Source organism: Streptomyces violascens (assembly GCF_014649955.1).
Lineage (GTDB): Bacteria > Actinomycetota > Actinomycetes > Streptomycetales > Streptomycetaceae > Streptomyces > Streptomyces violascens.
On the sequence record NZ_BMUA01000005.1, the window covers coordinates 116,923 to 129,691 of the forward strand.

11 protein-coding genes and 1 pseudogene are annotated in these 12,769 nt (G+C 71.3%); 4 read left to right on the forward strand and 8 right to left on the reverse strand.

Annotated elements, in window-relative coordinates:
• Nucleotides 1–99 precede the first annotated feature (99 nt).
• Both IE206_RS13925 and IE206_RS13930 read left to right on the forward strand, forming a co-directional pair.
• Entirely contained in the window at nucleotides 100–390 is a 291-nt protein-coding gene (locus IE206_RS13925; RefSeq protein ID WP_189962442.1) for a hypothetical protein, read from the forward strand.
• A 138-nt stretch (nucleotides 391–528) separates the two neighbouring features.
• Nucleotides 529–1,110 (forward strand): MarR family winged helix-turn-helix transcriptional regulator, encoded by a 582-nt coding sequence (locus IE206_RS13930; RefSeq protein ID WP_189962443.1) that lies wholly within the window; start codon nucleotides 529–531, stop codon nucleotides 1,108–1,110.
• A 380-nt stretch (nucleotides 1,111–1,490) separates the two neighbouring features.
• Here the strand turns inward: IE206_RS13930 and IE206_RS13935 are convergent, their stop codons facing one another.
• From IE206_RS13935 to IE206_RS13970, 8 genes and pseudogenes are all read right to left on the reverse strand, one after another.
• Nucleotides 1,491–2,231: a gamma-glutamyl-gamma-aminobutyrate hydrolase family protein gene (locus IE206_RS13935; RefSeq protein WP_226599490.1), complete on the reverse strand. Its 741-nt coding sequence runs from the start codon at nucleotides 2,229–2,231 to the stop codon at nucleotides 1,491–1,493.
• A 125-nt stretch (nucleotides 2,232–2,356) separates the two neighbouring features.
• Nucleotides 2,357–3,805: an APC family permease gene (locus IE206_RS13940; protein WP_189962444.1), complete on the reverse strand. Its 1,449-nt coding sequence runs from the start codon at nucleotides 3,803–3,805 to the stop codon at nucleotides 2,357–2,359.
• A gap of 167 nt (nucleotides 3,806–3,972) precedes the next feature.
• Complete coding sequence (locus IE206_RS13945; protein ID WP_189962445.1) at nucleotides 3,973–4,818, reverse strand: fumarylacetoacetate hydrolase family protein; 846 nt, start codon at nucleotides 4,816–4,818, stop codon at nucleotides 3,973–3,975.
• A gap of 1 nt (nucleotide 4,819) precedes the next feature.
• Nucleotides 4,820–5,764: a 3,4-dihydroxyphenylacetate 2,3-dioxygenase gene (locus IE206_RS13950; RefSeq protein ID WP_189962446.1), complete on the reverse strand. Its 945-nt coding sequence runs from the start codon at nucleotides 5,762–5,764 to the stop codon at nucleotides 4,820–4,822.
• Nucleotides 5,760–7,233, reverse strand: a pseudogene (locus tag IE206_RS13955) (aldehyde dehydrogenase); the annotation flags it as partial. The pseudogene IE206_RS13955 and the gene IE206_RS13950, both read right to left, overlap by 5 nt.
• A gap of 58 nt (nucleotides 7,234–7,291) precedes the next feature.
• Nucleotides 7,292–8,098, reverse strand: a complete 807-nt coding sequence (locus IE206_RS13960) for an acetoacetate decarboxylase family protein (RefSeq protein ID WP_189962448.1) — start codon at nucleotides 8,096–8,098, stop codon at nucleotides 7,292–7,294.
• On the reverse strand, nucleotides 8,095–9,492 hold the full coding sequence (locus IE206_RS42415) for an NAD(P)/FAD-dependent oxidoreductase (protein WP_226599489.1): 1,398 nt from the start codon (nucleotides 9,490–9,492) through the stop codon (nucleotides 8,095–8,097). The genes IE206_RS13960 and IE206_RS42415 overlap by 4 nt, the downstream gene beginning before the upstream one ends.
• A gap of 5 nt (nucleotides 9,493–9,497) precedes the next feature.
• Entirely contained in the window at nucleotides 9,498–9,686 is a 189-nt protein-coding gene (locus IE206_RS13970; protein WP_189962449.1) for a ferredoxin, read from the reverse strand.
• A 277-nt stretch (nucleotides 9,687–9,963) separates the two neighbouring features.
• Between IE206_RS13970 and IE206_RS13975 the strand changes: the two genes are divergently transcribed.
• Nucleotides 9,964–11,328, forward strand: coding sequence for a glutamine synthetase family protein (locus IE206_RS13975; protein WP_226599488.1), 1,365 nt, complete (start codon nucleotides 9,964–9,966; stop codon nucleotides 11,326–11,328).
• Nucleotides 11,329–11,438: 110 nt separating this feature from the next.
• Nucleotides 11,439–12,719, forward strand: a complete 1,281-nt coding sequence (locus IE206_RS13980; protein WP_189962450.1) for a cytochrome P450 — start codon at nucleotides 11,439–11,441, stop codon at nucleotides 12,717–12,719.
• Nucleotides 12,720–12,769 lie beyond the last annotated feature (50 nt).

Consider the following 12,769-nt stretch of genomic DNA (forward strand, 5'->3'; position numbering starts at 1 on the left):
GTAGACAGCCGTGTATCCAGTGGTGGACCCATTCGTGTACTCAGGCGGGTGTTTACGAGTAAGAGGGTGACCAGGTCGGTTCTGGTCGCGGGTGCGGCGATGTCGCTGTTCACGGCGATGGCCGGGCTCTGCACCGATGCCCAGGCCGCCACCGGAAGCTTCAGCTATCAGCGTGCGGACACCGGGGGATTCACCACCATCGACAATCCGCCCGACCATTTCTGCTTCATCCTCAGCGGCGAGGCACTGAGTGTCCACAACGGTACGAACAGCACTGCCATTCTGTACGAGGACGCGGAATGCGATCCGAATCAATTCCTCGATGCGGCACAGCCGGGGCAGACCCTCAGCTTCGGCGTACGGCTGCCGCTGAGCGTGCGGTTCGGTTGACCGCGGGGGCCGGGGTCGAGGGGGTGCGAAGCTGTCACGTCCAAGGGCGGGACGGCTTGTGCGCCGCGTTCGTACAATTCGAGTCCGAACGATGTCTTCGAACCATGCCGCCCCCGCGGCGTCGAAGGGGTGTGGCCCGTGCCCGGCCGGCGATCCATCACCGAAGCAGAGCAGCTGGCGCAGGCGAAGCTCGGCGGTGCGCCGATCCGCCATGACCAGATGGCCGTGGTGGCCAACATCTACCGAGCGGCCTCGGCGGTGCGCCAGCATCTGGAGAACTCCGTGCTGCGCGGCTGCGATCTGACGTGGACCGCGTTCGTCGTGCTCTGGGTGGTGTGGATCTGGGGCGAGTCGGAGACCCGGCACGTCGCGGAGGAGGCGGGCATCTCCAAGGGCACGCTCACCGGGGTCGCCCGCACGCTGGAGGCGCGGGGCCTGGTGAAACGGGCCGGCCACCCGACCGACGGCAGGCTCGTGCTGCTGAGCCTCACCGGTGAGGGGGAGGCGTTGATGCAGGGCCTGTTCCCGCGCTTCAACGAGGAAGAGGCCTTTGTCACCGGGCAGTTGGACGATGCGGAGTGCCGCAGGGTCGCGGACGGGCTGCGGCGGGTTGTGCTTCAGGTCGAGGAGCAGGGGGAGGGGCGGAGGCGCGAGCTCCTGGGCGGGGCGGATCCGGCGCCGCGGCGCAGCGGGCGGCGCGCTAGGGGGCAGGGGGCCTGAGCGACTCGGGCCGCCGGAGTAGGGGGTGCCGGGGCTCCGCCCCGACCCCGTCGGCCCCCCACCCCATCCCTTCCCGCAACCCTCCGGGGCTGGCGTGTTGGGCGGTCATTCGGCTGCGGACCGTGCGGGGCTGGTCGCGCAGTTCCCCGCGCCCCCAGCGGCGCTGGACTTGGCAGGGCTTCCATGCGGGCATACCCAGCCCACTCCTAGCCTGTCCGGCGTTTGAGGACGAGCGCCGTTCGGGCGCGAACGGGGGTCCGGGGCGGAGCCTCCGAGAGGGGTGCAGGGGACGGAGTCCCCGCAGGGGGCTGGGGCGCAGCGCCAGGAGCCGAACCACCCCACCCCTTGCACGGGCGGGCGGATGGGCAGGCTCCTCGGGGTCAAACCTCCGTCACGCGGGCCGCCGCCCGCACGAACGCCCCGAACACCCCCCGCTGCGCCGCATCCCCTCGCGCCGTATCCTCCGGATGCCACTGCACCGCGACGAACCAACCCCGGTGGGCCGGGAGTTCAAGCCCCTCCACCGTGTCGTCGGCCGCACGCGCGGTGACCGTCAGGCCCATGCCGAGACGGTCGACCCGCTGGTGGTGATAGCAGGACGCGGTCACCTTCGTCGCGCCCGCCGCCCGCGCGAGAAGTGTGCCGGGCCGGACGGCCACCCGGTGCACGTAGTGCCGGTGGGAGCCCGCAGCCCCGCCCATGTCCTGGTCCAGCGTGCCGCCCAGCGCGACGTTGACGACCTGTAGACCCCGGCAGACCGCAAGGAGCGGAAGACCCAACTCCAGTGCCCGGTACGTCACTTCGAGGTCGAAGCCGTCCTGCTCGGCATCGATGTCGTACCCACCGGCATGGGGCTCGGCGGCGTACCGTACCGGGGCGATGTCTCCACCCCCGGGCAGCAGGACGCCGTCGAAGCGGGCGAGCCGGGCGCCCACCTCGGCCGGATCCGCCCGGCCGCCCGGCGCGTGAGGATGCAGGGTGACCGGCTCGCCGCCCGCCCGCCACACCGCCTCGATCAGCGCACGGGCGTTGACCTCGGCCGCGTACCGCAGCGCCGACGTGGAGGCCGCGAAGCGAGCCGGGACCGCGACCAGCGGGCGGCGCGCGGCGATGCGGCTCACGGCGTTCCGCCCCGGACAGACAGGACCGGCAACGCGGCCCCCGGTCGCCCGGCGAAGCTCATCGCATTCCACCCCCGGATCGTCGGCCGGGCCGAAAACCGCGCCCCCCGGCCGCACCACAGCATTCACCCCGCTCTGCCACGAACGAGCCGCGCCGCCCCCGCCCCCAGCGCCAAGACCCCCGGCACGGCCAGCGCGAGCCACGTCGCCGTGGCCCGGTCGCCGCCGATGAGGGTCGTCAGGTTGGCCAGGATCAGCCAGACGGCGCCCGCCAGGCCGAGCGCGCCCAGCATCGGGGCGATCAGTGTGTTCCAGGGCCGGGTGTCGAGCCGCTCGCGGCGGAAGAAGACGATCACCGACACGGAGGTCAGGAAGTACAGCAGCATCATCGCGAGCACCGCCACCCCGCTGAACCAGGAGAACAGGGTGAGCACCGGGTCCTTGCCGGCCAGTGCGAACGGCATGACGAGCAGCACGGCGATCGTCGTCTGCACGCTGCCCGCCACCCAGGGCGAGTGCCGCCGGTTCAGCGTGCGCAGGCCGCGCGGAAGCAGGCCTTCCCTGCTGAGCGAGAACAGATAGCGGTTCGCGGAGTTGTGGAAGGCGAGCATCCCCGCGAACAGGGAGGTGGCGAGCAGGACCGGCAGCACGTCGTTCGCCCAGCCGCCGAATCGCCCCGTGATCGGCGCGAACACGAACGCCGAACCGTCACCGCCCGCCAGCGCCTTGCCCGCGGCCCCGGCCGCGCCGGAAGCACCGTACGACGACACCACCATCCACGAGGTGAAGGCGAAGAAGACGGTCACTACGACGATCGACAGGTAGGTGGCCCGCGGCACGGTGCGGTGCGGATCGCGCGCCTCCTCGCCGTAGATCGCGGTCGCCTCGAAGCCGAACATCGACGCCACCGCGAACATCAAAGCCACCCCCGGAGCGCCCTTGAGCGCCGCGCCCGCCGAGAAGCTGTGCGTGAAGCCGAGCCCCTCGGGTCCGCCGCCCCGGAACAGCGTCACCAGGCCGAAGGCGAGCAGCACGCTCATCTCCGCGAGGACGAACACCGCGAGGACCCTGGCCCCCATCTCGATGCCGGTCGCGCCGAGCGCCTGCACGACGGCCATGGTGGCCAACCCCCATACCCACCAAGGCAGTTCGAACCCCGTGTGCACCTCGACGATCCCGCTCACGGTCGCCCCGTAGAGGCCGTACATCGCGGCCTGGACGGTGCAGTACGCGAACAGCGCGACGGCCGCGCTGCCCGCGCCGGAGGTACGGCCGAGGCCCCGGCCGATGTACGTGTAGAAGGCCCCCGCATCGACCACATGGCGGCCCATCGCGACGAAGCCGACGGAGAACAGCAGGATCACCGCGCCCGCTGCGACGTACGCGGCGGGCACGCCGGGCCCGTCGCCCAGGCCGACGGAGAGCGGGACCGTGCCCGCGATGCCGGTCAGCGGCGCCTGTGCCGACAGGACCAGGAAGAGGATGCCGAGCACGCCGAGCGCGTTCGGCTTGAGCCGTCCGGCGGTGGGGGAGTCCTGCTCAGCGGGTTGTCTTGCGGCCGTCCTGCCGTCCACGCGGATCACCTGTCAGGGCTCGGTCTGCGGGTGGGGGGAGAGCCTGCGTCCGGACCCCGTCGGGCAACGCAGGCCCGGGCGGGATTCGGACACGGGCTCCGAGGTGGTGCAGCACCGCGCCGGGCGTCCCCGTGGCATGCCCGGTGCGGTGCCCGTATGGGGGCGCCCTATCGGCGCGGCGCCCGAATGCCGCGGAACTCCCAGTCCCCGCCGAGCGCCGTGGACAGTACCTCCTCGGACTCGGTGGGCTGGGCGCCGACGTCGGCGCGGATGGGCGTCGGCCCCGCGACGATGTGGCTGGTGAGCCGCCCGAGCCCTTCGACCTCGACCTCGACGACGTCTCCCGGCTGTACAGGACGGGAGCCCGCCGGAGTCCCCGACAGGAGCACATCGCCGGGCAGCAGCGTGATGGTGCGGGCGATGTCGGCCACCAGGTAGTGCATGTCCCACCTCATCTCGTCGGTCGAACCGTCCTGCGCCACCTTGCCGTTGACGTAGGTGCGCAGGCGCTTGTGGCGGAAGTCCCAGCCGGTGACGACCCCCGGTCCGAGCGGGCACAGGGTGTCGGAGCCCTTGACGCGCAGCATCGAGCCGGCGTCGGTGTCGCGGAAGTCGTGCAGTCCGAAGTCGTTGCCCACGGTGTATCCCACGATGTACGAGGCCGCCTCCTCGGGCGCGATGTTGCGGGCGGTCCTGCCGATGACGATGGCCACCTCGCCCTCGTAGTTCAGCCACTTGCAGCCCGCCGGGCGCACGACCGCGCCCCGGTGGGAGTTGAGGGCCGAGACCGGTTTGTGGAAGTAGGTGGGTGTGGCGGGGAGTGGGGACCCGAACTCCTCGACTCTGGTCCGGTGGTTGAGGTGGACCGCGACCACCTTCGAGGGAGTGACGGGTGGCAGATGCGCGGCCTCGTCGGCCTTCACCCGGCGCCCGTCCCCGGCGACGAGCTCGTCCCCTTCGCGCACGACCTGGACGGGCGACCCGTCGAGCAGGATGCGGCGGTACTCGGTCATGTCAGGCCTCCCGGCTGCGTCGGTGCGGGTGGCGCGGGGCAGCGGGCGCCGGCAGGCCCGTGCCGGTCCAGCCGTCGGCGGGCCGGTCGAACCACAGGTGGACCTGCCCGGTGCCGATCGAGTTCTCGTACGCTCCGTACTGGCGGCCGGGCGCGGTGCAGGCCTCGGCGCCGAGCGCGCCCGCCATCATCAGGTAGTGCGCGAAGCGCGCCTCGGGCCTGAACTCCCGGAATTCCGGCATGGTTTCGAGCACCTTGGCGTGGCGCCCCTCCTTGAACCAGCCGATGCGCTCGACGTCGGCCGCGCGGGCTTCGGGCGTACGGATGTGGGAGGGATCGCTCGCCTCGTGGTCGCGCAGTTCGCGCAGGGGCCAGAAGGTGTGCGACAGGGCGCCGGACGCGATGAGCAGGACCCTGCGGCCGGGCGTCGCGGCGATGCCGTCCGCGAGCGCGCGGCCGAGCCGGAGATGGTCCTCCATGTCACCGGTCTGGCACACGCCGATGGACACCCACCGCTTGTCGGGCAGCCCTTCGCCGAGGAACTTCCACAGGTTCACGGTGGCGTAGTGCACCGGAAGGTACGGATCGTCGACAGCGGTGATCCAGGTGCCGTGCCGGTCCGCGAACTCGGCTATTTGATAGGCGAGTTGAGGGTCGCCGGGGAAGTCGTACCGCATCCGGCACATGCCTCGGGGGAGCTCCTCCGAGGTGAACAGGCCCGCGCGCCGACTCTGCGCGGTGACGACGAACTCAACCGTGGTCGCCCAGTGCGAGTCGAGGACCACCACCGTGTCGTAGCGGTCGCTCTCGAACACGTCCTCGCGCAGTTGTCGCAGACCGGTGACGAGGGTGATCTCCTCGCCCTCGTTGAGTTCGCGCCGCACCGGCTCGGGCAGCACGATGGTGGGCACGTGCGCGAGCAGACCCGCCCCGACGATTTCGCCCATGGTCCTCAACTCCCCGGTGAGGTGACGGTGTTCTTGATGTCGCAGAAGAAGTCGAAGCTCCACGTGCCGCCCTCGCGGCCGATGCCGGACGCTCGCGAGCCGCCGAAGGGGGCCCGTAGATCGCGTACGAAGAAGCAGTTCACCCAGACCGTGCCCGCCACGAGCCGTTCGCTCACTCGCCGGGCCCGCCCGGTATCCGAGGTGACGACGGTCGCGGCGAGCCCGAAGCGGGTGCCGTTGGCCAGCTCCAGTGCCTCGTCCTCGTCCGCGAAGGTCTGGAGCGTGAGGACCGGGCCGAACACCTCCTCCTGGACGATCTCGCTGTCCTGCGCGACATCGATGAGCAGGGTGGGGCGGTAGTAGGTGCCGCCGAGCTCGACGTTGGGCGTGCCGCCGAGCAGGGCCTGTGCCCCGGACGCCACCGCGCGCCGTACGAATCCGTCGACCTTCTCCAGCTGGGCGGGATGGATCAGGGGCCCGATGTCGGTGGTCTCGTCGCGCGGGTCGCCCTGCCGGAGCCGGGCGGCCTTCGCCACGAACCGTGACGTGAACTCCGTCGCGACGCTGTGCTCGACAAGCAGCCGGGTGGCGGCCAGGCACACCTGCCCCGCGTTGTCGTACTGCTCCACGGCCAGGTCGACAGCCAGATCGAGATCGGCGTCCGCGAACACCAACAGCGGAGATTTTCCGCCCAGTTCAAGGCTCAGCGGGGTGAGGTGTCCGGCCGCCGCAGCCGCGATGCGGCGGGCGGTGGGCGCCGACCCGGTGAAGCCGATGCGGCGCACGTCCGGGTGGGAGACCAGCGCGGCGCCCGCTTCGCCGCCGTACCCCTGGACGACGTTGAGGACGCCGGGCGGGAGTCCGGCGTCCGCCGCGATGTCGGCGAGCAGTGAGGCGGTGAGCGGTGACCACTCGGCGGGCTTGAGGATCACGGTGTTCCCGGCGGCGAGCGCGGGCGCGACCTTCCAGGTGGCCAGCATCAGCGGCGCGTTCCAGGGCGTGATCAGCACACACGGCCCCGCCGGGTCCCAGGAGACGTGGTTGACGGCTCCGGCCGGGGTCGCGAAGTCGTCGAGGTCCAGGGTGAGCAGCCGGTCGGCGAAGAACCGGAAGTTGTGCGCCACCCTCGGCATCACCCCGCGCCGGTGTGAGCGGAGCAGCGCGCCGTTGTCGAGGGTCTCGACCTGGGCGAGGTCCTCGGACCGCTTCTGTACGCCGTCGGCGATGGCGTGCAGGATGCGGGCCCGCTCGGCGCGGGGGGTGGCCGCCCAGCCGGGGAAGGCGGCCTTCGCGGCGGCCACCGCAGCGCCGGCCTCGAAGGAGGAGCCGCGAGCCACCCCCGCGAGCACGCGGCCGTCGACCGGCGAGACATCGGTGAAGGCGGTGGGGGAGCCGACGCGCGCGCCGCCGATCCAGTGCCGCGTGTCGACGGCGACCCCGGCGACGGCGGCGGTGTGCTCACTCGTCATGTCCGTCCTCCGACCGATCGGCACAAGTGCCTCCAACTGGGTATGAAATACATGGGAGTTATTCGGCTCCCGAGGTGTTGGATTCGAGGAGTCTGCCTCCGTCCCACACGACGCCGACCTGCCGGTAGTACGCCGCGATCGGCTCCCGCACCGCGAGGCGGGCCAACTCTTCGGTGGGGGAGTCGAAGAGTTCGAGGTCGGCGTCCCCCGCCCACGCCTGCCCCGCCTCGAAGGACGCGGTGCCGGACTCGACCAGCTCGTCGAGGGCGAGCCCCTTGCCTTTCTCGATGGAGGGCAGCCAGCGGTGATGAGCCATCGGGTGTGCGTTCACGAAGCCGCCCGTCGGAGAGGGCTGACGCAGCGTCACCACGGCCTGGGCCAGCCTGCGGTCGGCCGCCGCGAGGGTGGCCCCGAAGCGGGCACCGGCCTCGATCCGGGGCGCCGGCCCGAACGGGTGCGGCCGGGTCTGATGGACCGAGCCCAGCTTCTTCGGATAACCCTGGTGGAAGCCGCGTACGACCGCGAAGTCCTTGTCGACCCAGATGTACACGCAGCGCGAATAGACCTGCCCCCGGTACGAGCAGCGCACGACCGCGAGCGTCTCCTTGTACTGGGCCCGCACCGGGTCGAGGAGCTCATCCCTTGACGCCGAACAGGACTGCCAGTCCGCCCAGACGAGCGCGACCGCACCCGGGTCCTCGGCCGCCAACTCCAGTGGATGGGGCAGGAGTTCACGTACGCGCTCCGGGTCCGTGCGGTATTCGACCGTGAGGACGTCGCCCGAGTAGTGCCACGGGGGAGCGGGGACGATGGACGATTCGCCGGTCGCCGTCTTCGGGTGGAAATAGCCACGGACGCTGCTCACGAGGCGGCTCCTTGCGGGCTGAGGGCGGGCCTTTCGAGGAGGAGGGAACGGTGCCGGGCGGCGGCCGCGGCGGCGGCCGGACCGCCGAGCCCCACCACGCCGACGAGGCGTCCGTCGCGGTGGTAGCCCACCAGCATGTCGCCGTCCGCCTCTCCGTCGAGCAGCCGGACGTCGTCGTGCCCGAGCTCGGGCGAGCCGAAGGACTGGAGCCGGAAGTCGTACTGGTCGCTCCAGAAGGAAGGGAGAGGGGCGAAGGGTGCGAAATCGACGGGCTGTGAGCACAGTTGCGCTGTCAGCACCTTTGCGGCGTGCCTTGCCGTGTCACCCGGTATCGACCAGTGCTCGACCCGGCGCGGAACGCCGTCGTACCGGGCGTTGGGGAAGCGGGCGATGTCACCGACGGCGACCACGTAGGGGAGGCAGCCCGCGTCTGCTGTCGTGCCGTACGGCGGTGCGCCCGCCTCGTGCGAGGCGCCACGTGCCGACCCGCCGCCCGCCTCGGAAGCCACGCCGAATGCCCGTCCGCCCGCCTCGGAGCCCACGCGGAATGCCCCTCCGCCCGCCGTGGCCGCCCCGTCGGCGCCGCGCCGCGCCCTCAGGTGCTCATCGGTGAGTACGCCGTCGGACAGGTCGAGGCCGTTGCCCGCCAACCACTCGGTGTTGGCGACCGAGCCGACCGACTCGACGACCACGTCGGCCGGCAGGACCCGCCCGTCGCTCAGGACGACCCCCGTCACACGGCCATCGCCCTCGAACCCGGCGACTCCTGTCCCCAGCGCGAATCGCACCCCGCGTTCCTCATGTCGGCGCAGCAGCGCCCGGGCGAGGAACTCGCCGAGCGGGCGCAGCATCGGCAGGGGCTCGACATCGACCACGGTCACCTCGGCGACGCCGAGACCGACGGCGGTGGCGGCCACCTCGCAGCCGATGAACCCCGCGCCTGTCACCACCAACCGCACGCCGGGCAGGGCGAGTTCGGCCCGGAGTGCGCGTATGTCGGCCAGCGTGCGGACCGTATGGCGGCCGCTGCCCGGTCCTGACGGTCCCGGGCAGCGCAGCCGCCGCGCGCGCAGACCGGTCGCGACGACCAGGCCGTCGAAGTCGAGCTCTTCGCCGTCGTCGAGGACGACGACGCGGTCCCGCAGCCGGGCGCCCGTCACCCTCGTCCCCAGCCTCCACTCCACATCGGCGGTGTTCGCCCGCGGAGTGAGGGCCAGCGAGGCGAAGGGCGCCGTTCCGGCGAGGACGCGCTTGGAGAGCGGGGGCCGGTTGTAGGGCATGTGGGGCTCGTCGCCGACCGCCGTGATCGGCCCGGTCCAGCCGACGGCGCGCAACTGCTCGGCGGCGCGCAGCCCGCCCAGCGACGCCCCGGCCACGACCACGCGCGCGGCCACGGTGCTCAGGCCTCGATCCGGATGGCCTGCATCGGACAGACGTCGGCGGCCTCCTCGACGTCGGCGCGGAACGCGTCACCGGGATCGCTGAGGTAGGCGAGCCGCCCGCTGTCGTCGAGGCGGAAGACGTCCGGGGCGGCGAACACACACTGCCCGTGGTCCTGGCACTTGTTCATGTCGACGGCGACCTTCATGGGCCGACTCCCTGTGACCGAACTGTGTAGACGAGCCGTTTGACCAAGCTGCTCGATCGAACCGCTCGACCGAACTCGTTTGACACCAAACAACATAGAGACGTGTCGCCAGGGGGTCAATGCCCTTGCAGGGGGCGTGAGTTCATGCGCGCATCCCCTTGCGGGGAGGTGCGCGTTCACCCCTTCGGAGAGGCGCGCAACCCCTTGCGGTGGGCGCCCCGCATCCATACCGTTTGAAGCCAAACCAATAGCGTGCGCTCAGCCCGAGGAGACGTCGGTGAGTGCTCAAGTACCTTCAGAGGCAAGCCAGTTCACGGAGCGGCTGTCCGTCGAGGGCGTCGATGTGGTCCGGGTGACGTACCCCGACCTCATCGGCACCGACCGCGCCCGGGACATACTCCTCGACCAGCTGCCCGCGGCCTGCTCGCACGGCCTCTCCTTCTGCCGCGCCGTCTACCACACCAGCCCCCAGGGCGATGTCGTCCCGATCGCGGGCGGCCTGGACGCCGGGCTCCCCGACATCGTCGTACGCCCAGACCTCGACACGCTCCTCACCCTGCCGTGGGAACCCGGCGTCGCCTCCTGCCTGGGCGACGTGACCGACCCGGCGACCGGCGCGCCCGTCCCCGAATCCCCCCGCGCCCTGCTGCGCGCGGTGCTCGCCCGCTGCGCGGAACACGGGCTGCGCCCGATCGCGGGACCGGAGCTCGAATACTTCCTGTGCGATCCGGCCCCCGGCGCGCCCGGCGGCTGGCGGCGCTACAGCTGCGCCGCGGGCGCCGTCTACACCGCGGGACTGCGCGCCGACCCCGACAACCACCTCCTGCGGACCCTGCGGCTGCTGCGCGATCTCGGCATCGGGATCACCCACGGAAACCACGAATTCGACGGCGCGCAGTTCGAGATCAACCTCGTGCACTCCGAGGCGCTCGGCGCCGCCGACCGCGCCTTTCGGCTCAAGGCCGCCGTCAAGGAACTCGCCCGCAAGGAGGGCAGGCTCGCCACCTTCATGGCCAAGCCCTTCAACGACGCGGGCGGCTCGGGCTTCCACGTGCACCTGTCCTGCGATGCGAGCGAGGGAGGGGAGACCCGCAACGTCTTCGACGACCCCACCGGCCCCTACGGACTCTCCGACACCGCGCGGCACGCCGTCGCGGGGCTGCTCGCGCACGCGCCGGCGCTGGCCGCCCTGGTCAATCCGACGGTCAACTCGTACAAGCGCTTCGGGCCCGACACGGTGGCCCCCTGGCTCGTCGACTGGGGCCTGGACAACCGCAGCGCGATGGTCCGCATCCCGCCCGAGCGCGGAGCGGGATCCCGGCTCGAACTGCGGCTCGGCGACGCGAGCGCCAACCCGTATGTGCTCATCGCCGCGACCGTCGCCGCGGCCCTGCTCGGCATCCAGGCCGGGGACGAGCCGCCCGCGCCGTTGGAGGGGTACGGCTACGACACCGCGAGGTCCGCCCTTCTTCCGGACTGCCTGCCGACCGCGCTCGACGCCCTCGAAGCGGACACCGCGCTCACGGGAATCCTCGGCAAGGACTTCACCGCGGCCTACCTGGCGTACAAGCGCAACGAGGTCGAACGCTTCCAACAGCACGTCACCGATTGGGAGTTCACGGAGTACGCGTACCACCTGTGAACGGTGGAAGCTGCCAGACCTTCCCTGTGTACCACCGGTGACCCGCAGGGCCGCGCACGCCGCCCGCGCCCCCGCCGCATCTCAGCTCAAGGAGCAAGCAAGGAGCCCCCATGGCCGAGGCAAGCCCCGCCGCGTTCGACCCGATGCCCCTCGACGACGTCGACCTCGCCGACCTCGGCCGGTTCACCGACGGCATCACCCCGTGGCGCATGTTCCACACCCTGCGTCACTGGGACCCCGTCCACTGGCAGCCCGAGCCGGCCCCCAACTCCGGGTTCTGGGCGCTCACCCGCCACGAGGACATCGTCCGCGTCGACCGGGACGCCGACACGTTCACCTCCACCCGGTTCGTCAATCTCGAAGAGCTCGACGACGACCAGATCAAGAAGCGGGCCTCCATCCTCGAAATGGACGGGGCGCGCCATCGGGCGCTGCGCGGCCTGCTCCAGCGCCAGTTCGGGCAGAACGTGATCAACGGCTATGCCGACTTCCTGCGCGGTCTGACCGCGACCACCCTGGACGCGGCGCTGCCCAGGAAGAGCTTCGACTTCGTGGAGCACGTGTCCGCCGACTTCCCCATCAACGTCCTCGCCCGGCTCCTGGACGTGCCGCCCGAGGACAACCGGCGGCTCATCGACTGGGGCAACCGCATCATCGGCCACACCGACCCCGACTACGCGGATGTGCTCCTCGACAGCGCGGAGAGCGAGCGGTACCGGGACCTGCCGTTCCGCTCGCCCGCCTCCATCGAGGTCTTCGAGTACGGTCGCGAACTCGCCCGCCGACGCCGCGGCGGCCACGGCACCGACCTCGTCTCGCGCCTCGTCAACGAAACCCCGCGCGACCAGGTCCCGCTCAGTTCCCAGGACTTCGACAACTACTTCCTGCTGCTCGTCGTCGCGGGAAACGAGACCACCCGGCACGCCATCTCGCACACCATGCTGGCCCTGATCCAGCACCCCGACCAGCTCGACCGGCTCCGCCGCGAGCCCTCCCTCATCCCGGGCGCGGTGGAGGAGTTCCTGCGCTGGGCCTCGCCCGTCTACCACTTCCGCCGCACCGCGACCCGCGACGTCGAACTCGGCGGCAAGCGGATCAGGGAGGGAGACAAGGTCGTCATGTGGTACGCATCCGGCAACCGCGACGAGCGGGTCTTCACCGACCCGTACGCCTTCGACGTGACCCGCACCGACAACGACCACGTCACCTTCGGCAAGGGCAGCCCCCACCTGTGCCTGGGCAACCTGCTCGCGCGCACCGAAGTCCGCATCATGTTCGAGGAGTTGATTCCACGCCTCGCCGACATCCGCCTGACCGGCGAGGTCCCGAGGGTCCGCTCCAACTTCGTTAACGGCATCAAACGGCTTCCGGTGGAGGTCACCCCCGCCTGATGCGAGGTGCGCGCCCCGGAGGAAGATCGGTGGGGCAGCCCGCCCCGACC

What these genes read in the sequence shown, in the direction of transcription:
- IE206_RS13925 (WP_189962442.1), top strand. Translation starts at nt 100, where the DNA reads ATGTCGCTGTTCACGGCGATGGCCGGGCTCTGCACCGATGCCCAGGCC.
- IE206_RS13970 (WP_189962449.1), bottom strand. Translation starts at nt 9,686, where the DNA reads ATGAAGGTCGCCGTCGACATGAACAAGTGCCAGGACCACGGGCAGTGT.
- IE206_RS13945 (WP_189962445.1), bottom strand. Translation starts at nt 4,818, where the DNA reads ATGACCGAGTACCGCCGCATCCTGCTCGACGGGTCGCCCGTCCAGGTC.
- IE206_RS13950 (WP_189962446.1), bottom strand. Translation starts at nt 5,764, where the DNA reads ATGGGCGAAATCGTCGGGGCGGGTCTGCTCGCGCACGTGCCCACCATC.
- IE206_RS13980 (WP_189962450.1), top strand. Translation starts at nt 11,439, where the DNA reads ATGGCCGAGGCAAGCCCCGCCGCGTTCGACCCGATGCCCCTCGACGAC.